22 protein-coding genes and 1 pseudogene are annotated in these 23,583 nt (G+C 61.0%); 11 read left to right on the top strand and 12 right to left on the bottom strand.

What is annotated here, in order from left to right; genetic code table 11:
- Positions 1 to 22 precede the first annotated feature (22 nt).
- From AB2N04_RS07000 to AB2N04_RS06990, 3 genes are read left to right on the top strand one after another with little or no spacing between them, the layout of a single operon-like run.
- Positions 23 to 799, top strand: a complete 777-nt coding sequence (locus AB2N04_RS07000; RefSeq protein ID WP_367717912.1) for an amidase — start codon at positions 23 to 25, stop codon at positions 797 to 799.
- Positions 693 to 1,424: an amidase family protein gene (locus AB2N04_RS06995; RefSeq protein ID WP_367718756.1), complete on the top strand. Its 732-nt coding sequence runs from the start codon at positions 693 to 695 to the stop codon at positions 1,422 to 1,424. The genes AB2N04_RS07000 and AB2N04_RS06995 overlap by 107 nt, the downstream gene beginning before the upstream one ends.
- Before the next feature lie 22 nt (positions 1,425 to 1,446).
- On the top strand, positions 1,447 to 2,895 hold the full coding sequence (locus AB2N04_RS06990; RefSeq protein WP_367717910.1) for an amidohydrolase family protein: 1,449 nt from the start codon (positions 1,447 to 1,449) through the stop codon (positions 2,893 to 2,895).
- A 15-nt stretch (positions 2,896 to 2,910) separates the two neighbouring features.
- On the opposite strand, the gene AB2N04_RS06985 is transcribed toward AB2N04_RS06990, so the two are convergent.
- Together AB2N04_RS06985 and AB2N04_RS06980 are read right to left on the bottom strand one after the other, a co-directional pair.
- Complete coding sequence (locus AB2N04_RS06985; RefSeq protein WP_367717908.1) at positions 2,911 to 3,141, bottom strand: LysR substrate-binding domain-containing protein; 231 nt, start codon at positions 3,139 to 3,141, stop codon at positions 2,911 to 2,913.
- 13 nt (positions 3,142 to 3,154) lie between these two features.
- Entirely contained in the window at positions 3,155 to 3,805 is a 651-nt protein-coding gene (locus tag AB2N04_RS06980; RefSeq protein ID WP_367717906.1) for a LysR family transcriptional regulator, read from the bottom strand.
- A gap of 242 nt (positions 3,806 to 4,047) precedes the next feature.
- Here AB2N04_RS06980 and AB2N04_RS06975 point away from each other — a divergent pair, with 242 nt between their 5' ends.
- The 5 genes and pseudogenes from AB2N04_RS06975 (at position 4,048) to nadE (ending at position 9,951) form a co-directional block, all read left to right on the top strand.
- Positions 4,048 to 5,106, top strand: coding sequence for a hypothetical protein (locus AB2N04_RS06975; RefSeq protein WP_367717904.1), 1,059 nt, complete (start codon positions 4,048 to 4,050; stop codon positions 5,104 to 5,106).
- 59 nt (positions 5,107 to 5,165) lie between these two features.
- Positions 5,166 to 7,112: an asparagine synthase (glutamine-hydrolyzing) gene (gene asnB, locus AB2N04_RS06970; RefSeq protein WP_367717902.1), complete on the top strand. Its 1,947-nt coding sequence runs from the start codon at positions 5,166 to 5,168 to the stop codon at positions 7,110 to 7,112.
- A 17-nt stretch (positions 7,113 to 7,129) separates the two neighbouring features.
- Positions 7,130 to 7,408 carry an acyl carrier protein gene (locus AB2N04_RS06965; protein WP_367717901.1) on the top strand — a complete coding sequence of 93 codons (279 nt, stop codon included), beginning with the start codon at positions 7,130 to 7,132 and terminating at the stop codon, positions 7,406 to 7,408.
- 11 nt (positions 7,409 to 7,419) lie between these two features.
- Positions 7,420 to 8,961, top strand: a complete 1,542-nt coding sequence (locus AB2N04_RS06960; protein ID WP_367717899.1) for a class I adenylate-forming enzyme family protein — start codon at positions 7,420 to 7,422, stop codon at positions 8,959 to 8,961.
- Positions 8,958 to 9,951, top strand: a pseudogene (gene nadE / locus AB2N04_RS06955) (NAD(+) synthase). Before AB2N04_RS06960 ends, nadE begins: the two are co-directional and overlap by 4 nt.
- Here the strand turns inward: nadE and AB2N04_RS06950 are convergent.
- The gene (locus AB2N04_RS06950) at positions 9,952 to 11,037 is read right to left on the bottom strand and encodes an ornithine cyclodeaminase (protein ID WP_367717897.1); all 1,086 of its coding nucleotides are present in this window, start codon (positions 11,035 to 11,037) and stop codon (positions 9,952 to 9,954) included.
- A gap of 2 nt (positions 11,038 to 11,039) precedes the next feature.
- Positions 11,040 to 11,960: an arginase gene (gene rocF, locus AB2N04_RS06945; RefSeq protein ID WP_367717896.1), complete on the bottom strand. Its 921-nt coding sequence runs from the start codon at positions 11,958 to 11,960 to the stop codon at positions 11,040 to 11,042.
- 131 nt (positions 11,961 to 12,091) lie between these two features.
- Here rocF and AB2N04_RS06940 point away from each other — a divergent pair, with 131 nt between their 5' ends.
- Entirely contained in the window at positions 12,092 to 12,529 is a 438-nt protein-coding gene (locus AB2N04_RS06940; protein WP_367717894.1) for an Lrp/AsnC family transcriptional regulator, read from the top strand.
- A 33-nt stretch (positions 12,530 to 12,562) separates the two neighbouring features.
- On the opposite strand, the gene AB2N04_RS06935 is transcribed toward AB2N04_RS06940, so the two are convergent.
- Positions 12,563 to 13,822 (bottom strand): glycoside hydrolase family 5 protein, encoded by a 1,260-nt coding sequence (locus AB2N04_RS06935; protein WP_367717892.1) that lies wholly within the window; start codon positions 13,820 to 13,822, stop codon positions 12,563 to 12,565.
- Between the two features lie 151 nt (positions 13,823 to 13,973).
- Between AB2N04_RS06935 and AB2N04_RS06930 the strand changes: the two genes are divergently transcribed.
- The gene (locus AB2N04_RS06930; protein WP_367717891.1) at positions 13,974 to 14,750 is read left to right on the top strand and encodes a class I SAM-dependent methyltransferase; all 777 of its coding nucleotides are present in this window, start codon (positions 13,974 to 13,976) and stop codon (positions 14,748 to 14,750) included.
- A 50-nt stretch (positions 14,751 to 14,800) separates the two neighbouring features.
- Here AB2N04_RS06930 and ftsZ read toward each other — a convergent pair whose 3' ends face one another.
- Both ftsZ and AB2N04_RS06920 read right to left on the bottom strand, forming a co-directional pair.
- Positions 14,801 to 15,826 carry a cell division protein FtsZ gene (gene ftsZ, locus AB2N04_RS06925; RefSeq protein WP_367717890.1) on the bottom strand — a complete coding sequence of 342 codons (1,026 nt, stop codon included), beginning with the start codon at positions 15,824 to 15,826 and terminating at the stop codon, positions 14,801 to 14,803.
- 202 nt (positions 15,827 to 16,028) lie between these two features.
- Positions 16,029 to 16,739 (bottom strand): phosphoribosyltransferase, encoded by a 711-nt coding sequence (locus tag AB2N04_RS06920; protein WP_367717888.1) that lies wholly within the window; start codon positions 16,737 to 16,739, stop codon positions 16,029 to 16,031.
- Positions 16,740 to 16,884: 145 nt separating this feature from the next.
- Between AB2N04_RS06920 and AB2N04_RS06915 the strand changes: the two genes are divergently transcribed.
- On the top strand, positions 16,885 to 18,054 hold the full coding sequence (locus tag AB2N04_RS06915; protein WP_367717887.1) for a M20 aminoacylase family protein: 1,170 nt from the start codon (positions 16,885 to 16,887) through the stop codon (positions 18,052 to 18,054).
- Between the two features lie 174 nt (positions 18,055 to 18,228).
- On the opposite strand, the gene AB2N04_RS06910 is transcribed toward AB2N04_RS06915, so the two are convergent.
- Genes AB2N04_RS06910 through AB2N04_RS06890 form a run of 5 tightly spaced genes read right to left on the bottom strand, consistent with a single transcriptional unit; the run spans position 18,229 to position 23,559 of the window.
- The gene (locus AB2N04_RS06910; RefSeq protein WP_367717885.1) at positions 18,229 to 20,007 is read right to left on the bottom strand and encodes an adenine deaminase; all 1,779 of its coding nucleotides are present in this window, start codon (positions 20,005 to 20,007) and stop codon (positions 18,229 to 18,231) included.
- Entirely contained in the window at positions 20,004 to 20,921 is a 918-nt protein-coding gene (locus tag AB2N04_RS06905; protein ID WP_367717883.1) for a nucleoside hydrolase, read from the bottom strand. The genes AB2N04_RS06910 and AB2N04_RS06905 overlap by 4 nt, the downstream gene beginning before the upstream one ends.
- Positions 20,922 to 20,937: 16 nt before the next feature.
- Positions 20,938 to 21,963 carry an ABC transporter ATP-binding protein gene (locus AB2N04_RS06900; protein WP_367717882.1) on the bottom strand — a complete coding sequence of 342 codons (1,026 nt, stop codon included), beginning with the start codon at positions 21,961 to 21,963 and terminating at the stop codon, positions 20,938 to 20,940.
- Positions 21,956 to 22,735 (bottom strand): ABC transporter permease, encoded by a 780-nt coding sequence (locus tag AB2N04_RS06895; protein WP_007008938.1) that lies wholly within the window; start codon positions 22,733 to 22,735, stop codon positions 21,956 to 21,958. Before AB2N04_RS06895 ends, AB2N04_RS06900 begins: the two co-directional genes overlap by 8 nt.
- The gene (locus AB2N04_RS06890) at positions 22,732 to 23,559 is read right to left on the bottom strand and encodes an ABC transporter permease (protein ID WP_367717880.1); all 828 of its coding nucleotides are present in this window, start codon (positions 23,557 to 23,559) and stop codon (positions 22,732 to 22,734) included. Before AB2N04_RS06890 ends, AB2N04_RS06895 begins: the two co-directional genes overlap by 4 nt.
- Positions 23,560 to 23,583 lie beyond the last annotated feature (24 nt).

Raw genomic sequence — 23,583 nt, 5'->3', positions numbered from 1 at the left:
CATTTTCCAAGAAAAGAACATCATGGACCTGTCATTCGCGTCCCTTGCGGACCTCTCCAAAGCGCTGAGCGAAGGCTCGCTCACCTCCACCGCAATCACCCGCCATTTTCTGGAGCGTATCGCCCGACATGACAAGGCGCTGGGCGCTTTCGTGAATGTGGATGCCGATCGGGCGATGTCCATGGCCGAGGGGCTCGACAGGCTGCGCGCTTCTGGCGTGGTCTACGGTCCACTCCATGGCCTGCCGATTGCCGTGAAAGACCTGATCGACTGGCAGGATGAGATCTGCACGGTGGGCAGCAAAGCATGGAAGGACCGCCGCTCCACCGGCAACGCGATCGTGATGCGAAGGCTGCTTGCAGCAGGCATGATCCCCATCGGCAGAACGGCCATGGTGGAGTTCGCCTTCGGTGGCTGGGGCACCAACCCGATTTGTGGGACGCCGCGCAACCCGTGGGACATGGAGACACATCGCATTCCCGGCGGCTCTTCCAGCGGCTCCGGGGTGGCCGTGGCAGCCGGTCTGGCACCAGCCGCCCTTGGCAGCGACACGGGCGGATCCGTGCGTATCCCCGCCGCTCTCAACGGCCTTGTCGGCCTCAAACCCACCTATGGCCGCATCAGTCTGAAGGGCTGTTTTCCACTTTCAGCCACACTTGATTCCATCGGCCCGATGACTCACACCGTCGAGGATAGCGCTCTCCTGTTCGAAGCGCTTTCGGGGGGCCGAGCCCGAGGACCCCACGACACGGCTGGCACCGGCGATAACGTCTGGCGCATGGCAGACACTGCGCGCTGAGGGCATGCAGGTTGCCGTCATGCGCGAGGAGGATTTTCCCCTCCCACTCGATGCCGAAAGCCAGGACGCTTATGACCGCGCGAAGGAAGCGCTTGCAAGCCTCGGCGTCAAGCTCGTCCCCGCCGATCTGCCCTTCTCCTTCAACGACATGACCGAGCGCAACGGACGCATCATCGCGGCGGAATCCTACGCGGTGCACCGAGAGTACATCCATGACCAAAGCATCCCCATCGGGCCGTATGTCCGCCAGCGTGTGCTCGCCGGTGCCGACATCAGCGCCAATGATTACATCGAGACCCTCGCGGATCACCGGCGCATGAAAGCGGTCTATGCCGAGTTCATGAAGCCCTTCGATGCACTGCTGACGCCTTCGCTTCCCTTCCCTGCGATCCCGGTAGCGGAAGTTGACGAGGCCGCGGTGCCGCTCGCCGCCTATGGGCGCCCGGCCAATTATCTTGGTGCATGCGGGCTTGCCCTGCCGGCAGGTTTCACCGCAACCGGACTGCCCCTCTCGGTGCAGCTTATGGGGGCTGCCTTTGCGGAGGAGCCGCTTCTCGCTCTCGGTGCCGCGCTTGAACCGACGCTCTCCACAACAGAGCGGAAACCAGATCTCACGGCAGTCTGAGGCAGAAGGACAGGAGCCACCGATGACGGACTACACCTGCGACACTCTGCTGACGAATGCCCTTCTGTTTGACGGTCTGGGAGGTCCGCCGACCCGCGGCGGACTTGCCATCCGCGGCGATCGCATCGCAGCGACTGGGGATGTTTCCGACTGGCAGGCGAATGAAACCATAGATCTGGACGGTCTATGTCTCGCGCCCGGTTTCATCGATGTGCACACCCATGACGACCTGGCTGTTCTGAACGACAGCGCCATGGAGCCGAAGGTCACGCAGGGCGTGACCAGCGTCATTGTCGGGAATTGCGGGATAAGCCTCGCACCCTATCAGAACCCTGTCGAACTGGTGCCTCCGCTTGGCCTTCTGGGCACAGTTGACGACTACCGTTTCGGCTCCTTCGCCGCCTATCGCAGCGCGGTGGATGCAGCCAGTGTTGCAGTCAATGTGGCGGCACTTGCGGGCCATGGCACGCTGCGGGCGATGACGCTTGAAGACACCGAGAAGCCTGCGTCCGAAGGCCAGATTGCCGTCATGCGCGTGCTGCTTGAAGAAGCACTGCGAGCCGGCGCACTCGGGCTCAGCACCGGACTTGCCTACCCGGTTGCGCGACACGCGCCAACCGAAGAGGTGGTAGCGCTTTCGCGAACACTCGCCGAATTTCCAGGCGCTCTCTATGTCACCCATATGCGCGATGAACGCGACCGCGTGGAAGAAGCCGTGGGCGAAACCATCGCGATAGGGCGCAGCGCTGGCGTTCCGGTCGTGATTTCGCACCACAAATGCATCGGGCGACAGAATTATGGCCGGTCAGTCAACACGCTGGCAATGATCGACAAGGCGCTCCTCCAGCAGGATATCGCCATGGACGTCTATCCATATGAGGCAAGCTCAACGGTGCTTCTGCCCGAACTGACGCGACATGCCGAACGCATTCTCGTTATCGATTCCGCTGCCCATCCTGAATTCAACGGACACGAGCTTTCCGACGTCGCAGAGAAGATGGGCTGCGACCAGGAAGACGCCGCACGCCGCCTCGCACCAGCGCGTGGCATCTATTTTCAGATGTCGCCTGAAGACATCAATCGGATCATGCAGCACCCGCGCACCATGATCGGCTCCGATGGCATTCCCGGACCGCAGGCTCACCCCCGGCTTTGGGGAACCTTCCCCCGTGTGCTCGGCCGCTATGTTCGTGAAGATGGTGTTCTGGTGCTGGAAGAAGCCATCCGGAAGATGACATCTTTGCCTGCCCAGATTTTCGGTCTTGCCCGTCGCGGCAGGCTTCAGGAAGGCTTTTTTGCCGATCTCGTCGCCTTCGATGCCGAAACGGTTCTGGATCTTGCGGACTACGACAAACCAGACCGCGCTTCGGTCGGCATCGAACATGTCTTCGTCAACGGCGTGGCGGTGCTTTCAAATGGCACAGTGACCAGCGCTCGCGGTGGTCGTTTCGTGGCACGCGGCGAAGCCTGACCGGCGCCATTCGCCTCAAGTCTCGCGATGCAGTTCCTGACAGGCCGATCTGAGGATCCGGATGAACATTTCCTCAGCATTGGAAATCGCCCGGTTTTCCGATGTCAGCGCGGTGATCGAGAACTTCAAATCCGGGACCAGTGGTCTGAGGCGCACGCCGCGTGTGTACCGGGCGGAAAATTCATCGACGATGGCGCATCCGACACCCTGACTAACGCAGGCCGCTGCCACCGAATAGGTATGCACGGAAATACGAGGCTCATAGGGAAGGGCCCGCTTCGTCAAAGGCCGCCTTGAGGAACACTCCAACCGGAGATTCCTTCTCCAGCCCCACGAATGTCTGCATGTCGATCTCGCTCAGATGCACCGGTGAGGGATCGAACTGCGTGGCGGGATCGTCCGTCTCCAGGTAGGTGAGGCTCATGGTGCCCACCGTAGTGGAGCTGATACCGGGTGTTTCCACGATATTGAAGGCAACCGCCAGATCCAGATCGAGCGCGTGAAGACGCCGAAGCAGCACGTCGTAATGATGCGTGAACAGCTCGATCTTGAAACCTTCCCAGTGCTTCGGCAGGTTCGACACCACCTTGGGCGCCAGCCCCACACCCAGGCTTGGCAGAAAGCCCACCCGAAGCACATCATCGGGATTGCGTCCCAGGTTGCGGGCAAGGGTGCGAAACCGCTCAAGCGCACCATGCACATCCACCGCTTCGGCAAACAGGAGCTCTGCTTCGCGTGTGGGGACAAGGCGCTGCTTCACGCGATCGAACAGCTTGAAGCCGAGCAGCGATTCCGCATGTTTCAAAGTCCGGCTGAGTGCCGGCTGCGATACATTGAGCCGCTCCGCCGCAGCGTTGATCGAACCGGCCAGCCGGATCGCGTGGAAAACCTCTATGTGTCGAAGATTCATCAAGCCCGATGCTGATTTGCGTGTTCCCATTCGCAGTCTTGTGGCTGCGCTTGCGGCCAATGATACACGCTCACCGGAATGCCATGCACAAAAACTTTCCAGCTCAAAAGACTTCTTAAACAACTTTAGGTCACACATTGGCTCAGAAGGTTTCCGCTTTCAACCAGGGCGCGATTTTTCAGAGATTCTCCGTGAGTGCGATTCGTCCATTCCAAACCGATGATGTTTCTGCGGTCGCAGAAATGTTCCATCGCATTTTGCGCAGGCAGCGGGGCAAGCCCCCCGTGGGCCTTTCGGACTATCTGCTAAGCCTGTTCACCGATCCACCCTGTCAGATCGAGGGCATTCATTCACTCGTCCACCTTCGTAGCGATGGAACGGTCAACGGTTTCATGGGCGTTCTTCCCATGCGGTTCACATATCATGGCAGATCGCTGAGCGCTGCCATTGGCGGAAGCTTCATGGTCGACAGGTATGAAGAGGACCCTTATGCCGGCGCACGCCTGCTCCGCGCATTTCAGTCTGGACCACAGGATCTGTGCCTGACCGAAACCGCAAACGATGTTTCCACCGGTATGTGGCGCAGGCTGCGCGGCACAATTCTCCCCGACTACAGCCTCGAGTGGTTGCGGATCCTTCGTCCGGCAGCTTTCATGGCCGAGATGGCAACCAACGCATTTGGCCCGGCCGCCATTGCCCGCCCTCTGGCGCGTCCGGTCGACGCCCTGCTGTGCCGGAGCGGCACTCAGCCACAGTGGAGCCACGTATCGAATGACCAGTTTACCGGCAAAGTCCTGACAACCGCAGAGGTAGACATCGCCGAGACTGTGGCACTGTTCCAGAAATTCGTTTCTGCTCATGTGCTTCATCCAAAATGGGAGGAAGCCGAGCTGCTTCGCATGGTGAGCGAATCCTGCCGCAAGGGGAATTACGGCCCCATGGTCCGCCGCAAGGTTCTGTCAAACGCCGGCAAACCGGTTGGCCTTTTCCTCTACTATGGCAAAAGCCGCGGTATCGGTCGTGTGGTGCAGATACTGTCAGTGCCGGGCCATGAAGGCGCGGTAATCGACGCTATGCTTGCGGAGGCGACAGAACGCAAGATGGCGGCACTGCGCGGTCGTTCGCAACCGGGCCTCCTCAATGCCATGCTCGGGCGGCGGTTCGCGTTTGTCCACGCCGCATCGAGCATCGTTTATGCCCGCGACAAGACGATTCTTGAGCCATTCGTGACGGGGAACGCCTTCTTCAACGGCTTCGCGGGAGAATCCTGGACCAGGCTGCTTGGAGACCGTTTCGGCTAACGTCAGCCCCCTTCGCAAAATTAGTGGGGTTGGAAAGCCCTGTTGGAGTGCTTTTATAAATGTGTGGAATTGCCGGTTATTCAGGTAAAGGGCTTGCCCCAAGGGAAGCGGAAACGCTCCTCATGGCGATGTCGGATGCCATCGCGCATCGCGGACCTGACGAAACCGGTCTGCAGATCCGGGGCGACACGGGTCTGGCTCATCGGCGACTGTCCATCGTCGATCTCGAAGACGGACAACAGCCAATGGAAGGCGCTGGTGGACGCCTGCGCATCACCTATAACGGCGAGATCTTCAATCACATCGAGCTGAGACGGGATCTGGAGTGCCGCGGGCATCGCTTTCGCACCGCCAGCGACACCGAGGTCATCCTGCGGCTCTATGACGAGTTCGGGCCCGATTGCGTCGACAGGCTAAACGGGGATTTCGCATTCGCCATACACGACGCACGCCTGAGACGCCTTTTTCTTGCACGCGACCGCATGGGAGTGCGCCCGCTCTATCACACATGGCACGGTGGCCGTTTCTACTTCGCTTCCGAGATCAAGGCCCTGCTCGCAGTGCCGGGCATCGAACCCCGCCTTGATCCCTTTGCCCTCGACCAGATCTTCACGCTTTGGTCACCGATACCACCACGCACGGCCTTTACGGACGTTCAGGAGCTTCCACCCGGCCACCGGATGATCGTGCAAAACGGTGCCGCAAAGGTCGAGCGCTACTGGGACCTGGACTTTTCAAACGTCACACATGACCGCTCTGAGGCAGAGAGAGCAGAAGAGGTGCGCGCCATGCTTGAGGATGCGACCCGATTGCGTCTGCGCGCCGATGTGGAAGTGGGAACCTATCTCTCCGGGGGGCTTGATTCCTCGGTCATCACGAACCTTGCAAGGCAGCGGGCGCCCAACGGCCTTTCCAGTTTTGCAGTCACATTCAAGGATCCCGCACTCGATGAAAGTCGGTATCAGGAAGAGATGGCACGCGTTCTGGGCACCCGGCATCACAGCATAGAATGCGACGCCGAAGCCATTGCGACGGTCTTCCCGGAAGTTGTGCGGCATGCCGAGCAACCGGTTCTGCGCACGGCTCCGGCTCCGCTCTACCTGCTTTCGAAACTTGTGCGCTCGCAGGGTATCAAGGCCGTTCTGTCGGGCGAAGGGGCCGATGAGATTTTTGCCGGATACGACATTTTCAAGGAAGCACGGCTGCGCCGTTTCTGCGCCCGGCAACCAAGTTCGCAGCTTCGTCCTCATCTCTTCCGCAAGATCTACCCATATCTGGCCAACCTCAAACGACAGACACCAGACTATCTTGCTGCTTTTTTCGCCATTTCGGCCGACCAGCCAAACGATCCCCTGTTTTCCCATCGGCCCCGGTTTCGCAACACGGCAGGGGCCAAGCTTTTCTTCTCCGGCGCGCTTAAGGAGACACTGAAAGGCTATAATGCAGCCGATGAACTGGTCTCGATTCTTCCTGATGCCTTCGGCAGCTGGCATCCTTTGCATCAGGCCCAGTATCTGGAAACGCGTTTTCTTTTGCCCGGCTACATTCTGTCTAGCCAGGGTGATCGAATGGCCATGGCGCACGGGATCGAAACAAGGTTTCCCTTTCTCGACCATCGCATCGTGACACTTGCCTCGCAGATTCCAGCCAATGTGAAACTCAGGGGACTGAGAGAAAAACATCTGCTCCGGGAGGCGACCGCCGACCTCGTACCAAAGCGAATCGCGGATCGACCCAAACAACCCTATCGCGCTCCGGACGCCGCAGCGTTTGCCGGCTGCCCGCCAGCCTATGTCGAAGAGGCGTTTCAAAAATCCGGCCTGAAACAAAACTGTCTGTTCGATGTTGAAAAAACCGTCAGATTGTATAATAAAAGCCGGCTAAATAGTTTTACCGGTTTTCGTGATAACGCCGCATTTGTTGGCATTTTGTCGACCCAGCTTTGGACCCAGCAATTCGCCAGGCAAGTTCGCACAGCGGACGCAACCCTGACGGTTCACACCTGACCGTGAAAGGAAGCACCATGTCCCAGCCCGTAAATGCCGATATCCGCGCCTTCATCATCGAGAATTTCCTGTTCGGTGATGTAGACGAAGCTCCTGCAGACGATGACTCGCTGATCGAAAACGACATCGTGGATTCCACCGGCATACTGGAAATGGTTTCGTTTCTGGAAGAACACTTCGCCATCGAAATCGCCGATCCGGAGATCGTTCCGGAAAACTTCGACACCATCGCCAAGTTAAGCGCTTTCGTCACAGGCAAGCAGAAATCCAGGGAGAGAGCGCCGGTTGGCGCCTAGGAGCAGACGCAATGCGCGTTGAAGCCTTCCTCACCAGCCAGTCGAAACTTTTCCCCTCGGCCACAGCGATCGTTACCGGCCCGGAGCGGTTAAGCTACGCAGATCTCGATCGCCTGTCTCAACGGTTGGCAGCAGCGTTACGTGCCAAGGGTGTCAGACCCGGTGCGCGCATTGCACTGTTCATGGACAACATTCAGGAAATGGCGGTCGCGATCTTTGCCGGACTGAAAGCCGGCGCAACGGTCGTCCCCGTCAATCCCGGTGTGAAGTCCGACGGACTTGCGCATGTCTTAGCGGACTGCACGCCCAGCGTCTTAATTCATGAAGCAAGACATGCCCGTGTCTGCACGGAAGCGCAAAACAAGGCGGGATACAGCCCTCCATGCATTGTCGCGCGGGCCACGGAGAGCATGCAGCATGACAGCGTCGCTTTCGAAGCCTGCCTTGCCCTGGAGGCTCCGTTACCCGACCCGCTGGAAGATGAAGACCAACTTGCATTTGTAATCTACACATCCGGCTCCTCGGGAAGGCCGAAGGGTGTGATGCTGAGCCACCGAAACGTCGATGCGGCGTCGGCGATGATCGGCGACTATCTCGAAAATGACGAAACGGACATCGTCCTTTCCGCCCTCCCATTGTCCTTTACCTATGGGCTCTACCAGCTTCTTGTTGCCGTGCGCAGCGGAGCGACTCTGGTTCTCGAAAAGAGCTTTGCCTTTCCCCATGCCGTTCTTGAGAAAGCGCGCAATGAGCGCGTGACTGGCTTTCCCATGGTTCCGACCATGGCTGCAATGCTGGCCGGGCTCGATGGGCTTGCCGCCGGAAGCCTGCCCTCCTTGCGCTACATCACCAATGCATCGGGCCCGCTGCCCCCGGCCCATTCGAAAGCCCTTCGGAGACTTTTTCCGGAAGCGCGGCTGTACTCCATGTACGGCCTCACCGAATGCGCGCGCGCCACTTTTCTCGATCCCGAAGAGATTGACCGGCACCCGTGCTCGGTCGGAAAGGCGCTTCCTGGAACCGAGGCGCTGGTCCTTGACGAAAGCGGCAGCGAAGCAGAAACGAACGCACCTGGTGAGCTCGTCATTCGGGGCCCTCACGTCATGCAGGGATACTGGAACAACCCCGAAGCCACGGCAAACACGCTTCGTCGGGGCCCTGACGGTGTCGGCAGATATCTTCACACCGGTGACATCTTCAGTCGTGATGAGAACGGGCTGCTTCATTTCATCGGCCGCCGGGATGAAGTGGTGAAAATACGCGGCGAAAAGGTCTCGCCCAAACAGGTGGAAACCGTCCTCACGGACTGCCCCGGCGTCTGCGAAGCTCTCGCATTCACCAAACCCGATCCAATTGACGGTCATCGTCTCGAAGCACTCATTGTGCGCGCAGATCCCGAATTGTCCGAGCAGACGATAGCGCGGCACTGCAAGCGCCACTTACCCGACACGATGATGCCAAAAGCATTCATTTTCCGAGCGGAACTGCCAAAATCCGCAAATGGCAAAATCAACCGCCGCCACGCTGCCATAGAGGCCCTGAAAGCGTCATGAACGAAATGAACATCTGCTTCTCGACCGAAAGTCTGAAGATCGATCCGGCCGCAGAGACGCAACGGATCATCACAACGCTACGGACACAACTCCGCAGGAACCTGCGCAAACGCGGTTTAGTGCTCGGCCTGTCGGGTGGCATCGATTCCAGCGTCTGCGCTGCTCTCGCTGCCCGTGCACTGGGACCGGAACGCGTTTTCTGCCTGTTCATGCCGGAGTATGATTCGGACCCCGAGAGCCTCCGGCTTGGCCAGGAAGTGGCCGAGACATTCGGGCTTGAAAGCGTGATCGAAGACATTGGCCCAACACTGGAAGCCATGGGCTGCTATGAACGGCGCGACGCCTTTATCCGCCAGGTGGTACCAGAATTCGGCCCCGGCTGGTCGATGAAGATCGCGATTGCCAATGCGCTCACCACCAAGGCCTACAACATTTCATATCTGGTGGTACGCAGGGCCCGATGGAACGGTCGAGAAACACCGTCTGCCGCCGGAGGTGTATCTTGGCATTGTAGCCGCCACCAACATGAAGCAACGAACCCGCAAACAGCTCGAATATTATCATGCCGACCGCCTGAACTATGCGGTGATCGGCACGCCGAACCGGCTGGAATACGACCAGGGTTTCTTCGTGAAGAACGGAGATGGCGCGGCTGATGTGAAACCCATCGCGCACCTTTACAAGTCACAGGTCTACCAGCTCGCGAAATATCTGGGCGTGCCTGCGGAGATCCGCCGGCGGATGCCGACAACCGACACCTATTCGCTCGCACAGTCCCAGGAGGAGTTCTATTTCGCCCTGCCCTATCGCGAAATGGACCTTTGCCTTTACGGACTCGACCATGACATCCCGGCCAAGAAGGTTGCCTGCGCCACGGGGCTCAGCGAGCGGCAGGTGGGGCTGGTGTGGCGCGACATTGCGGCAAAACGCAAGGTGGCACACTACCTGCACCTGCCTCCACAGAAAGTCGAAGAGGTCGCCACCCCCTGATCAGCCGGTCTTGCTGGAAGCCAGAAGCGATGAACCGGGGAAACGCAGCAGCATGCCGAAGAGATCCCGCGGTTCATCGGGATCGGCCAGAAGGTCGAGCTCGATAAAGTGCCCCGTCTCCCGCATGCGGTCATAGACATAGCGCAGGGCAGAAAAATCCTCCGTCGCAAACCCGACGGAATCAAACAGCGTGATCTGCCGCGCCTCGCGCCGCCCCTTCACCTTGCCAGTGATCACCTTCCAAAGCTCCTCCACCGGGTGGTCTTCCGAAAGCTGCTGAATTTCGCCCTCAATGCGGGTTTGCGGCGGATATTCAACAAAGATGTCGGAACGGGTCAGGATGTCGCGATGCAGCTCGGTCTTGCCGGGGCAGTCACCACCCACAGCGTTTATGTGAACGCCGGAGCCGACCATATTGTCGGTCAGGATGGTGGCATTTAGTTTGTCTGCCGTCGCGGTGGTGATGATATCGGCCCCTTCGACCGCCTCTTCCGGCGTGTTGCACGCAACCGTCTCGAAGCCCAGCCCTCGCAGATTGCGCAAGCACTTTGCCGTTGCATCGCCATCAATGTCGTAGAGCCGAAGGTGGTCGACACCGAGTGCAGCCTTGAAGGCCATTGCCTGAAACTCGGACTGCGCGCCATTGCCGATCAGCGCCATGGTACGGGCCCCTTCAGGCGCCAGATATTTTGCGGCCAGCGCAGAAGTCGCCGCCGTGCGTAACGCCGTCAGTATGGTCATCTCGGTGATCAGCAGGGGATAGCCATTGCCCACATCCGCATACACGCCGAACGCCGTCACCGTCTGCCGGCCCTCGCGCGTGTTCTTGGGGTGGCCGTTGACATATTTGAAGCCGTAGTGCCTGCCATCGCTGGTCGGCATCAGTTCGATAACGCCCTCACAACTGTGGGAGGCCACCCGCGGCGTCTTGTCGAAATCCTCCCAGCGGCGGAAATCCTCTTCGATGTAAACGGTCAATTCCGCCAGGAACCGCTCGACCCCGATCTCCAGCACCAGTTCCATCATGTGATGCACGCTGACGAAGGGAACGAGATTCAGCTTGTCGCTTGCAGGGGTGTACTTCATTCTCAATGGCTCCTTGTCGGCCGGTCCATGATGCGCCGGCCAAGCAGACTGGCTGTGAGGTCGACGAGCAGGGTGGCCGTGCGACCGCGCTCATCGAGAAAAGGATTGAGTTCCACGAGGTCGAGGCTGGAGACGAGGCCGCTGTCATGCAGCATCTCCATCGCGAGATGGGCTTCGCGGAACGTCGCGCCGCCGGGCACGGTGGTGCCAACCGCCGGCGCGATGGCTGGATCGAGGAAATCGACATCGAGGCTGACATGAAGGTGTCCGTTCTCGGCGGCAACACGCTCCAGAAAGCCACGCAGGAGCGGTGCCAGACCGTGTTCGTCTATCGCGCGCATATCATGAACGGTAACACCTGCCCGGTGCAGAGCGGCGCGCTCGGCAGGATCCACACTGCGCAGCCCCATCGCACAGATGCGCTTCGGATCGATCGCCGTATGCAGCGGCGGGAAAATGCCATCGAAGCCTGGCTGGCCACTCGCATAGGCCAGCGGCACACCATGCAGATTGCCGCTCGTGGTGGTTTCAAGCGTATGAAAATCCGGATGCGCATCAAGCCACAGAACGAAGAGCGGTCTTTCGGTCTCTGCTGCCCGTTTGGCAACACCTGCGAGCGTACCTGCTGCCATGCTGTGATCACCGCCGAGAAAAATCGGCATCCCGTCGCTGCTCGCTTCATAGGCAGCCCTGCTGATCGCAGCTGTCCAAGCAACGATCTCTGGCAGGGCCTTTAGCGCGGCGTTACCGTGCGGCGGAACTTCCAGCGATCGGGGTACAACAGTGCCCAGGTCGGTCACCCGGTGGCCAAGAGTGCCGAGCGCTTCCGGGAGACCCGCCGTGCGCAACGCACTCGGCCCCATTTCGCAGCCCCTGCGCCCGGCGCCATCCTGCACCGGAATGCCCAAAATCTTGCAATGCATTCCGCCACCCTACCGTCAAAATACCTTCTGATATTTGAACGCGGATCGATGGCAGAACGAACAAAGCAAATTGCCAAAAATTACAGTTTAACTTATCATTTCGACAAATGTTGATTTCGTATTGAGAAGCCATGGATGAGCTGGACGAACGCTTGATCACCCTGCTGCGTCACGACGCGCGCCGCAGCATCTCAGATCTGGCCATCGATCTGGGCGTTTCCCGTGCCACGGTCCGAGCACGTATGGAGCGGCTGGAAAAGGCGGGGCACATTGTCGGGTATACGGTCATCCTGCGCGCCGATACGGTGGAAGCGCCGGTTCGTGGCATCACGATGGTGGAGATAGAAGGGCGTTCTGCCGACAGGGTCATCCATGCGCTGGAAGGATTTCCGGAGGTGTCTGCCGTGCACACCACGAATGGCCGCTGGGACATCGTTGTGGAACTGGGAGCCTCCACCCTGACCGATCTCGACGCGGTGCTGCGGCGCATCCGCCTCATTCCCGGCATCATGAACAGCGAGACAAGTCTGTTGCTCGCAACGCCACACAGCACACGGGCCCGGCTCTGAATTTTCCCGATTGAGGAAGCACCGGCGCCAACGCTAAGGGCGCGTTCCATCCAGGCCTTCGATCATTTTCAGGACATCGTCTTCCGCACGGCGCCCGCCAAACTCCTCGACAATGCCGAACGCCCCGCCATATCCCCAGATGGACCACGAAAAACCATGCCCCTCGGCCTGTTCGATCATGTCGCGCATGTAGGCGGCGCGCCATTGTGCCGGCATGATGGTGGGGTTCTGGTATTCCTGCCTTATCATGCCGAACTCGCTGAGAATGATGTCGCCGGGATCGACATCGTATTTTCGGGCCCAGGCAGCCACCGTTTCGAACGGCGCGGCCATTTCCGCAGCAAGCTCTTCCTCCGTATCCACAAGTGCTATCTGTTCATCGAGATAAGCAAGCATTCCCGCACGCCGAAGGAAGGGCGCCTCATTGCGGATGCGTTCGCGGGCTTTTTCCAATGCATCCGCCAGCTCCGCCCGGTGCGCATAGGGTGGGTAGGGAATGCCAGTCACGTAGCGGATAAAATCACCCGCCCAAAGTGCACCCTGCGAGGTGAGGACAAATGGCGCATAGGAGTGGAACCCCCAGAGCACATTGTCGTCGGGTATGGTGTGCGGATTGATTGCGGCAAGTCCTTCCGCCCCTCCCCAGCAGGCACCCGTCAAAACCAGTGTTGTACGCGGCGCGGAAGATCGCGCAGCAGCAAAGAGGCGTCCAAGCTGGCTGTCCCACGCCTCGCCCTCCGTGCCCTCGCAACCGGTAACAGGCTCATTCATCAACTCGAATGCGACCAGTTCCGGATCCTCTTCCGCGAGCGTTCGTCCCATATCACGCACCAGATCCAGATATCGTTCGAACAGGCTTTCATCGCGCAGTATCTCTTCAACGCCAGCAAAACGATCCGCGCCCCTTGGTATCGGGTGCAGATCGACGATCACCTTCAGACCGGCAGCGTTGATGTTGCGCACTCCGTCAAGGACGGAGGAAAACAGTTCCTCACGGAAATCCGCAGATTTCGGGGAAAGAAAGGGTATCGGATCCACGGGCATCCGCAGGAAATCGAAACCTGTTGCCTTCAGCAGCGCCAGATCTTCCGTTCCCATCTTCCGTCGCCATTCCGGGTAGGGCAGAAGGACGTCCCTGCGGCCCCAGTCGGCTTCGTCCGGCCACGTATCCCACAGATCAAGATTGACACCACGCCCGGGCGAAAAGGTCGCAGCTTCCAGCCCGCCAGCAGAAAATGCAAAAATCAAGACCGCCGCTGCAAATCTGCCGATACCAAGTTTTTTATTCGCCATTGGGAAGTTTCCATACCTTGAGCGCGACGTGACTCTGTTCCTGTTGATACAAAAGCCGAATATCAATCCTGAATTAACGAAATATAGCCATTTGCCTTTCTAATTTCGCGCAACAGTTGTGAAAACACCGATTTTTGACCGGGGGAATTCGATGACGGTTGTTGACCGATGGCGGCCCGAAACCGCAGCGGGCGGGTTCACCCGCGATGATGAAGATATCGCATTTTACACACGGGTTAACGCGCTCATTCACCCCGAAATGGTTCTGGTCGATCTGGGCGCTGGACGCGGATCCCGCTTCGACGACGGAAGCGCTGCATTTCGCAAAAGCTTCTGCAATTTTCAGGGCCGGGTCAAACATGTGGTCGGCCTCGATGTGGACCCGGTCGTTCGAGAGCATCCTCATCTGGACGAAGCCCATGTCATCGAACCCGGTGGAACCCTCCCGCTTGAAGATTCGAGTGTCGACATCATTGTGTGCGAATGGGTGGTCGAACATGTGGAACACCCGCAGGAATTCGCCGATGAAATACACCGCGTGCTCAAGCCGGGCGGCTGGTTCTGCGCGTTGACTCCCAACAGCTATGGCTATGTGGGCATTTCTAACCGGATCATCCCCGAAAGCGTCAAGGATCGCCTTATGCGTATCGTGTGGCCGGAGCGGCCGCATGAAGACGTGTTTCCGACATATTATCGCATGAACACGATGGGGAGCATTCGCCACGCGTTTGGCGACGACCGGTGGTCACATCACGGTTACACCGCAAACGGAACTCCGCGCTATCACGGCAACACGGCGATCGGCTTTGCGATGGTGGCATTTGTGCAGGCAATCATGCCGCCGCCGATGCGCACCAATCTCCTGGTGTTTTCGCAAAAGCGGGACATTGCCGAAACAGCATCTCTCAACAGGAAAAAGGCGGCCTGAAGCGCACCCGATGAGGATGTCGGGCGGCCCTCAGCCGCCCCCCAATTCACTCAATGGATTGCCTGCGCCCGAAAATCCCCCGAACCGGCACCGTCAGCAGCCTGTATGTCAGCATCATTGGCAAGCCCTGCAGCGACAACGGAAACGCGGAACGTCCCCTCCAGCTTGTCGTCGAAAATCGCTCCAACGATGATTTCCGCGTCATCGCCAACCTCTTCGCGAATGCGCGTCGCGGCTTCGTCCACCTCGAACAGGGTCATGTCGCGGCCACCGGAAATCGAGACCAGAACGCCGCGTGCGCCCTTCATGTTGGCTTCGTCCAGAAGCGGGTTGGCAATGGCTGCCTCGGCGGCCTTCATCGCGCGGGCATCGCCCGTCGCCTCGCCAGTGCCCATCATGGCGCGGCCCATGTCGCGCATGACCGAACGCACATCGGCGAAGTCGAGATTGATCAGACCTTCCTTGACGATCAGATCGGTGATGCAGCGAACGCCGGAATAGAGAACCTTGTCTGCAAGTTCAAAAGCCTCTGCGAAGGTGGTCTTGGCATCGGCGATGCGGAAGAGATTCTGGTTGGGAATGACAATGACGGTATCGGCAGCCTGACGCAGCAGCTCGATCCCCTGATCCGCAATCGCCATGCGCCTATTCCCCTCGAAGGTGAACGGCTTTGTCACGACACCGACCGTCAGGATGCCGGCATTGCGTGCCGCGGCAGCGATGATCGGCGCCGCGCCCGTGCCCGTACCGCCGCCCATTCCGGCCGTAACAAAGCACATATGCGTGCCCGACAGGTGATCCATGATCTCGTCAATGGTTTCCTCGGCCGCAGCCTGCCCGATCTCTGGCAGCGAACCGGCACCGAGCCCCTCGGTGGAGTTCGCGCCAAGCTGGATCAGCCGCTCGGCCCTGGACATGGTCAAAGCCTGCGCATCCGTGTTGGCGGCGATGAAGTCCACGCCCTGCAGTTCCTGTGCGATCATGTTGTTGACGGCATTGCCGCCACCGCCGCCAACACCGATGATGGTGATCTTGGGGCGCATTTCAGAGATTTCGGGCTTCTTCTGGTCCGTCATTGGGCCTCGGTCCTTTCTGGGGGTTGGCGACGAACGCGAATCGCATCGCCAACACGTCGCCGACAAGGAATCAGAGTGCGTGCGCTTGTTCAAGTCCGCACTGCGTTTCGGAGGCCGGACCGATACTGCTTCTGCGCAATTCTGATAACGTCATGTAACGTTGGTACCAGTCTGGCGCAGAAGGGCGCGTCGATGCTGATATTCATACGTCGGGGAGCCACCCGCCTTCGGGCGTCGGCGCCAGCGCCGGCGTTTCGAACACGCCGACCACGCGTTCGCAGATACCTGCGCTTTCCGCCGAAAGCGCCTCGCGCCAGCGGTCGGTCTGCAACATCGCCGCACCGATGGCGACGGGTTCGATGTTGCACAGTTTGAGGAGCTTCAGGCCAGCGAGAATGGAGCTTCCGCTGCTGATGACATCATCCACCAGAAGCACGCGGCGACCCTCGATGAGCGGCAGCATGCGCGGGTCCACGTAAAGCCGTTTCTGCTGGTCGGGGCTGGTGACCGAGCGCAGCGGAACCGAGCGCTCTTCCTCATACCAGAACTTGCGCGACGTGCTGAGCGGCACATAGCGGCTGTGGCCGAGCGCGCGGGCAACCTGCGAGGCAAGCGTCAGACCAAGGGTCGGCAGGCCGACAACAACATCGGGCCTGAAGGCCGACGCCTTTTCAGCCAGCGCCTTTGCCAGCGCATCGGAAACGGCGAAACTTGCCTGGTTGACGATGAGCGAGGCAAGTGCGCGCTCGCCGCCCGAAAGAACGCGGATCGGGAGGCCGAGCTGACGCCCGTCGGGAAGCTCTGCGGGAAAGAAACCCTTATGGCCCCCGCGCGGGGCGCGCTCAAAGCTTCCTGCCGGTTCGAGCACCTGCCAGAATGCCTGGGGATCGATCTGGAAATCGGAATGCGTCATTGTCTGCCGAAAGGCCCCGCGTTAAGAATGAGCTGTTTTCACCTGGATTTCTGTTTCCGGACAGAGCGTATATCCCCACGCCGGCCGCCTTGTTGCGGAAGGCACCTTTTATCCGGGCAGATGCATGAATGGAAAGGGCGTATTGATGGCTGTTAACGAGGATGTTCGCGCGGAGCTGGATTTTCTCGTCGCATTGCGACGCGATCTGCACGCACATCCCGAGCTGGGCTTCGAGGAAGAGCGGACCAGCCAGATTGTCGCCGAACATCTGACAGAGACCGGCATGAAAGTGCATCGCGGCCTTGGCGGCACCGGCGTGGTGGGCACGCTGACGGTGGGCAACGGCCCGCGCACCATTGGCCTGCGCGCCGACATGGATGCGCTGGCCATGCCCGAAACCGCCGACCGCCCCTATAAATCCACCGTGCCCGGCAAGATGCATGCCTGCGGACATGACGGTCACACGACGCTGCTTTTGGGCGCGGCGCGCGAACTGGCGCGGACGCGCAATTTCTCCGGCACGGTGCACTTCATCTTTCAGCCGGCGGAAGAAGGCCGTGGCGGCGCAAAGCGCATGGTGGAAGACGGCCTGTTCGAGCTGTTCCCCTGCGATGCGGTCTATGGCCTGCACAACATGCCCGGCCTCGACACCGACGAGATGGCCGTGGTGGCCGGCCCGCAGCTTGCCTCTTCCGACAGCTGGCAGGTGCGTTTTCGCGGTGTGGGCACCCATGGCGCAAAACCGCATCTGGGCAAGGATCCGGTGACGGCGGGCGGGCACTTCGTTTCCAGCCTGCAGACGATTGTGGGCCGCGTGGTGGACCCGTTGCAGCCGGCCGTGGTGAGCGCCTGCTCGGTACAGGCAGGCGACCCCAAGGCGCTCAACGTGATTCCCGATTTCATCGACATTGCAGGCACGGCCCGCGCCTACACGCCACGTGTGCGCGACCAGCTTGAAGAAGAGATCGGTCGGCTGGCGAATGGCGTTGCGTCCATGTTCGGCATCGAGGCGGAGTATCGCTTCATCCGGCGCATACCACCCGTCGTGAACGATGCGGATGCGACGGCACGGGCGCTGGCAGCGGCAAAGACCGTGTGCGGTGCGAAGGTGCGCACCGATTTTCCGCCTTCGACGGCGGGCGATGACTTTGCCTTCTTTTCGCAGGAAGTGCCCGGTGCCTATGTGTGGCTTGGCAATGGCCCGGCGGTGGATGGCGCGCTGCACCACAATACGGCCTATGACTTCAATGACGGGGCGATCGGCACCGGCGTGAAATTCTGGACGACGCTGGTGGAGCAGGAACTGGCGGCCTGATTTTGGACGTGGGGCACTCGCCCCTCATCCGCCTTCCGGCACCTTCTCCCCGCGTGCGGGGAGAAGGAAAGCGCGGATTTTCTCTCGCTCAATGATTTGAATGCTGCGTCTATGCCCTTCTCCCCGCACGCGGGGAGAAGGTGAGGATGAGGGGCGAGCGCCGACATCTAAAACCTATCCCAGAATTTCGAGAACCGGCGTTTCCATAACGGCGGGGCGGGCATTGTCGGCAATGCCGAGATCGGTCTGGTGCGGGCCGGCATTGCAGGCGAGCGTTGCACCGAAACAGGCCTTGAACACCAGATAGGGCGGCTCCCAGTCGACAATGTCGTCCATGGCGGAACGCAGGGCCGCAAAGCCCGCCGCCACATCGGCCAGCGGCGCATCGGAGACGAGGCCCGACAGGGGCAGCGCCAGAGAGGCGACGATGCGACCGCCCTGCGCGACGGCCATGCCGCCGCCAGCCTCGACCACCCAGTTGGCCGCTGCCGCCACATCCTCTTCATTGCCGCCGAAGACCGTGATGTTGTGGCTGTCATGGGAGACCGTGGTGCAGAACGCGCCGCGCCACGAGCCCCAGCCGGTGAGATAGCCCACACGCGGAATGGCCGGCGCGCGGCCATGACGGTGGATGACGCTGATGAGCGTCGCGCCCTCGGGCGGCACGACGAAGCCATCGCACACCGTTGCTTCCGCCTCGCCCCATTCGGTGAAGCGGGGGCGGTGAATGGTGGCGACGTGCACGCGCTCTCCATCCGCCCGGACACGAAAATCATCGGGCGTGAAAATGGGGCATTTGATGGAGCCTTGAAGTGGTGCGGTGGAATGCGCCTTCACCGGGGCGGTCAAAGCGCCATCGCGCGCGACCACGACGCCATTGGCGATGACGGCGGCAGCGCGGAAATTCTCCAGATCGTCAAACAGTGCGATGTCGGCGCGGCGACCGGCGGCGACAAGGCCGAGATCGGGCCGCGCGAGCCGGTGCGCGGCATTGAGCGTTGCGGCCTGGATGGCCCAGGGGGCGGGCATGCCGTAGCGCACCAGACGGCGCACCACATCGTCAAGCCCGCCTTCGTTGAGAAGTGAATCCGGGAAAACGTCGTCGGTGCACAGCGTGATCGTGGAGGGCAGATGCCCGAGCGCGTTCAGCGCTTCGACGAATTCCGGCAGGAGATGATCGTGCGAGCCACGCATCTCGATGGCGAGACCGGCGCGCAGCTTGACCATCAGATCATCGCCGGAGACGAGTTCGTGATCGGAGCTGACGCCGGCGGCCATGAAGGCGTTTAGATCTGCACCTTTAAGGCTGCGGGCGTGGCCGAAGACGGGCTTGCCGCTTTCAAGGCCGGCCTGCACCACATCGCGCATGGGCGCGGTGCGGTCGATGACGCCGCGCATGTTCATGACCTCGGCAACGCCGCCAATGCCGGGGCGCGCCAGCATGTCGGCAAGCTCGGCGCAGCCAAAATCGGCACCGGACATTTCAAGCCCGGGGGCGGCGGGGACACAGGACGGCGCGAGCACGATCATGCGCAGCGGCAGGTCGGCTGCCGCCTCCAGCGCCCATGAAACGCCGTCGAGCCCGTGCACATTGGCAAATTCATGCGGGTCCCACTGGACGGTGGTGACGCCGCGCGGCAGCACGGCCTGCGCATAAGCGGCAGGCGTGATCATGGAGCTTTCCACATGCATGTGCATGTCGATCAGGCCGGGGGTGATGGTGAGCCCTTCCGCCTCGATGATCTCGGCTGCATCATCGCGCGTGCCTTGTTCGTGGACGCTGGCGATGAGCGCACCGATAATGCCGATGTCGGCGGGGCGCAGTTCACCGGTCACCGCATCGAGCAGCGTGCCGCCGCGAATGAGAAGATCAAACGGCGCATCGCCGCGTGCTGAAGCAACGGCACGGTCGCGCAGGTGGGGGTCGTTCAGGTTATGGGGTTCGACGGTCATGAGCGGGCTGCCTCCACGAGGGCGTCGAGCGCCAGCGCGCGAACGCGGGCGGCATCGGCGCGCATGCCCCATAGCGCATTGGGTTTCACATGCGGGCGCTGGTCGACAATGGTGCGGCCACGCGTGTGCGCGCCGGCAAGCTCCATCGTCACCTCCGCTTCTTCGAAAGTGAAGGCGTCGGGCGCGACAAAGGCGGCGGCGGCGGTGGGATCGTAAAGCGCCATGGCGGGACGGCCGTTGTTGAGCGCGATGTCGACATAGGCACCAAGGAGATCGGCCAGAATTTCGCCGCGCGGCGTGCCGGTGGCGCGGACGGTGTCCACATCTTCGGGACCGACGAGCACCTGACGGCACAGGTCGAGATCGGCGATGCGCAGCGAAACGCCGCTTGCCAGAACGATGGCGACAGCCTCCGGATCGGCGAAGGCGTTGAACTCGGCGGACGCCGTGTGGTTGCCACGGCTTGCGCCGCCGCCCATCCAGGTCACGCTGTCGATCTTTGAAAGCAGATCCGGGCGGACGAGCGACAGGATCGCGATGTTGGTAAGCGGACCAAGCGCCAGGATTTCGCCCGGCGCATCGAGCCCCTCAAGCCATGCGGTCAGGGCCGCAAGCGCATCGGTGCGCGGCAGCGCATCCCCTTGGGGCAGGCTGCGCCCACGGGTGGGAATGCCGGTGGGGCCGAGAACATGGGCGGGTGTTTCCACCCCGCCCAGGATCGCCCGTTCCGCGCCGGTGTGGATCGGAAACCGCCAGCCAAGCAGCGATGCGGCTCCGGCGGCATTGGCGCGCACCGCATCCATCGGCGCGTTGCCGAAAACCAGCGAGACGCCGGCGACCGGCTTCGACGAGGCGGCGACCATCATCACCGCCAGAATGTCGTCGAAGCCCATATCCGTGTCGATCCAGACCAAGGCGGACACTCCCTTTCTACATGCGCTGGAGAACGGCAGCGCGTTCCGGCGGCAGGTCGAAGGCGACCCGGCTGCCCGGCTCGAAAGCGGGTGCGGCAGCGTCCATCTCTGCCTTGATGGGGCCAAGCGGGCTCTTCAAGAGATACTCGCGCGAGCCGCCGGCAAAGGCTGCGCCCAGCACCTCACCCTCAAAGTTCCCCTCACCGAGGGTGACCATGTTGGGACGCCATGCAAGACCGGTGGCACCGGCGGCAGGCTTTGCGGAAAGCTGCATCGCGCCGGCTTCGGTGCGAATGCCGTCGCCTTCCACCGGGAAGATGTTCTCGAAGCCGACGAAATCCGCGACGAAGCGGGATTGCGGCCGGTTGTAGACATCCTCGGGCGAACCGACCTGCTCGATTGCGCCTTCCTTCATGACAACGATGCGGTCGGCAAGCGCCAGCGCCTCGTTCTGGTCATGCGTGACGAAAACCATGGTGACGCCGCTCTCGCGCTGAACACGCTGCAGCTCGGTGCGCATTTCCAGACGCAGGCGCGCATCGAGATTGGACAGCGGCTCGTCGAGCAGCAGAACCTTGGGCTCCATGACCAGCGAGCGAGCAAGCGCCACGCGCTGCTGCTGACCGCCTGAGAGTTCGGCTGGCTTGCGGCTGTGGAACTTTGAAAGCCCGACCATGGCGAGGCCGGCCTCGACCCGCTGGTTGATCTCCGCCGTGGGGAGCTTTTTCAGGCGCAGGCCGAAGGCGACGTTCTCGAACACGGTCAGGTGCGGGAACAGCGCGTAGGACTGGAACACCAGACCGACATGACGCTTGTTGGCCGGCACATGGGTGATGTCCGCGCCATCCAGCGTGATCTTGCCCCCTGCCGGACGCAGAAGGCCGGTGATGGCGCGCATGGTGGTGGTCTTGCCGCAACCGGAGGGGCCGAGCAGAGCGATCAGCTCGCCCTTGCGGATGGACAGGTTGAGACGGTCGACCGCGACGGTCTTGCCATAGGCGAGCGTCAGATCGCTCAGATCGAGATAGGTTTCGTCAGACATAGCGGGAGAACCCCAGAAAACGTTCCGCGAGGAAAACGATGGAAATGGACAGGAAGGCGAGCAGCGCGGCAAGAGCGGCCACCGACGGATCATAGGTGATTTCCATGTACCAGATCATGTCGATGGGCAGCGTGCGCACGCCCGGTCCTGAAAGGAAGAGCGACACCGGCACCTGATTGAAGCTGGTGACGAAGCCCAGAATGAAGGCCGCCAGAATGCCGCTCTGAATGTTGGGCAGCACGATGCGGAAGAAGGTGGCGACCCGCGAAGAGCCGAGGATCACTGCGGCTTCCTCGATGTCGCTGCGCAGATTGTCGAGCGAGGCCGAAACCACGCGCACCGCATAGGGCAGGATCAGCGCCGTGTGGGCGATGAACAGAGCCAGGCCGACGCTCACATCAAGCGGGATCACCAGATAGCGCAGAAGCGCCAGACCGACGATGATGCCCGGCACGATGATCGGCGCGGAGACGATGGTGCGGATGGTTTCGCCGAACGGCAGGCGATAGCGCGAGGCGGCATAGGCCACCGGCACGCCGAGCACAAGGGCGGCGAGCGTGCCGAATATGGCGAGGAACATGGAAAGCGCGAAACTTGCCCTGAAACTCTCCACCTCGAACACTTTCATCACCCATTTGAGCGACAGGCCCTGCGGCGGGAAGGCGAGCGTTTCGCCGCCCGAAAGGGCTGCCGCGACGATGATGACGAACGGCCCAAGCAGGAAGATGAGGACGAGCGTCAGCGTGACGTAGGACAGAAGGCGGGAGGTCATCGCTTGTTCCTCGCGGTGGCCAGGCGTTTCAGAAGCAGGTTGGCGGAAAAGCTCATGACCATGAGGATCATGGCGATGATGCTTGCCGAGGCGAAGTCGTTGGCGACGGTGACGCGCTGATAGAGCAGCGTTTCCAGCATCAAGACCTTGGAGCCACCGAGAATGGCGGGGGTGATGTAGGCCGTGAGCGAGCCGGTGAAGACAAGCGTGCCGCCGATGACAAGCCCTTCCTTGGTGAGCGGAAGGATGACCTTGACGAAAACCTGCAGCCAGTTTGCCCCCAGTACGCGCGCTGCGGGCACGGCATCCTTGGGCATGTTTTCCAGCGCACTGATGAGCGAGAGGATCATGAGCGGCAGGAAGAGCTGCAGCAAACCGATGAAGACGGCCGTCTCGGTGAACAGGAACCGGATGGGCGTGTCGGAAAGACCGAGCCAGACAATGGTCTCGTTGACGAAGCCGGTGCGGCCCAGAATGACGATCCAGGCATAGGTGCGGGCGACGGGCGAAATCATCAGCGGCATGACGACGAGGCCGATCATGCGGCCGCGCGCGGTGGGCGGCAGCGTGACGATGGAATAGGCCGTGGCATAGCCGATGACCGCCGAAACGGCGGTCACGATCGCGCCGAGCTTCAGCGTGCGCCAGAAGACGGTGCGGTTGAGCTCGCTCTCAAAGAAGCTGGCATAGGATGCCAGGGTCCAGCTTCCCTCGGCGCGAAAGCCCTCGGAAAGCAGGATGCCCACGGGAACGAGAAAAACGATCGCCGCGAAGACCGCCGCAGGCAATGCCAGCGCCAGTCCTTCCATCCGATTATGAAACATGTGCTGGAACCTTGTTTTGGGTTC

The organism is Nitratireductor sp. GISD-1A_MAKvit, from assembly GCF_040819555.1.
Classification (GTDB): domain Bacteria; phylum Pseudomonadota; class Alphaproteobacteria; order Rhizobiales; family Rhizobiaceae; genus Nitratireductor.
The sequence above is the reverse complement of the archived record's forward strand: the minus strand, read 5'-3'. Positions and strand labels throughout refer to the sequence as shown.

Excerpts from the sequence above, each read along its gene's own strand:
- AB2N04_RS06940 (WP_367717894.1), top strand. The coding sequence starts at position 12,092 with ATGGATGAGCTGGACGAACGCTTGATCACCCTGCTGCGTCACGACGCG.
- AB2N04_RS06975 (WP_367717904.1), top strand. The coding sequence starts at position 4,048 with ATGTTCCATCGCATTTTGCGCAGGCAGCGGGGCAAGCCCCCCGTGGGC.
- AB2N04_RS06960 (WP_367717899.1), top strand. The coding sequence starts at position 7,420 with ATGCGCGTTGAAGCCTTCCTCACCAGCCAGTCGAAACTTTTCCCCTCG.
- AB2N04_RS06935 (WP_367717892.1), bottom strand. The coding sequence starts at position 13,822 with ATGGCGAATAAAAAACTTGGTATCGGCAGATTTGCAGCGGCGGTCTTG.
- AB2N04_RS06930 (WP_367717891.1), top strand. The coding sequence starts at position 13,974 with ATGACGGTTGTTGACCGATGGCGGCCCGAAACCGCAGCGGGCGGGTTC.
- asnB (WP_367717902.1), top strand. The coding sequence starts at position 5,166 with ATGTGTGGAATTGCCGGTTATTCAGGTAAAGGGCTTGCCCCAAGGGAA.
- AB2N04_RS06890 (WP_367717880.1), bottom strand. The coding sequence starts at position 23,559 with ATGTTTCATAATCGGATGGAAGGACTGGCGCTGGCATTGCCTGCGGCG.
- AB2N04_RS06915 (WP_367717887.1), top strand. The coding sequence starts at position 16,885 with ATGGCTGTTAACGAGGATGTTCGCGCGGAGCTGGATTTTCTCGTCGCA.
- AB2N04_RS06920 (WP_367717888.1), bottom strand. The coding sequence starts at position 16,739 with ATGACGCATTCCGATTTCCAGATCGATCCCCAGGCATTCTGGCAGGTG.
- AB2N04_RS06980 (WP_367717906.1), bottom strand. The coding sequence starts at position 3,805 with ATGAATCTTCGACACATAGAGGTTTTCCACGCGATCCGGCTGGCCGGT.
- AB2N04_RS06950 (WP_367717897.1), bottom strand. The coding sequence starts at position 11,037 with ATGAAGTACACCCCTGCAAGCGACAAGCTGAATCTCGTTCCCTTCGTC.
- ftsZ (WP_367717890.1), bottom strand. The coding sequence starts at position 15,826 with ATGACGGACCAGAAGAAGCCCGAAATCTCTGAAATGCGCCCCAAGATC.
- rocF (WP_367717896.1), bottom strand. The coding sequence starts at position 11,960 with ATGCATTGCAAGATTTTGGGCATTCCGGTGCAGGATGGCGCCGGGCGC.
- AB2N04_RS06895 (WP_007008938.1), bottom strand. The coding sequence starts at position 22,735 with ATGACCTCCCGCCTTCTGTCCTACGTCACGCTGACGCTCGTCCTCATC.
- AB2N04_RS07000 (WP_367717912.1), top strand. The coding sequence starts at position 23 with ATGGACCTGTCATTCGCGTCCCTTGCGGACCTCTCCAAAGCGCTGAGC.
- AB2N04_RS06900 (WP_367717882.1), bottom strand. The coding sequence starts at position 21,963 with ATGTCTGACGAAACCTATCTCGATCTGAGCGATCTGACGCTCGCCTAT.
- AB2N04_RS06990 (WP_367717910.1), top strand. The coding sequence starts at position 1,447 with ATGACGGACTACACCTGCGACACTCTGCTGACGAATGCCCTTCTGTTT.
- AB2N04_RS06910 (WP_367717885.1), bottom strand. The coding sequence starts at position 20,007 with ATGACCGTCGAACCCCATAACCTGAACGACCCCCACCTGCGCGACCGT.
- AB2N04_RS06965 (WP_367717901.1), top strand. The coding sequence starts at position 7,130 with ATGTCCCAGCCCGTAAATGCCGATATCCGCGCCTTCATCATCGAGAAT.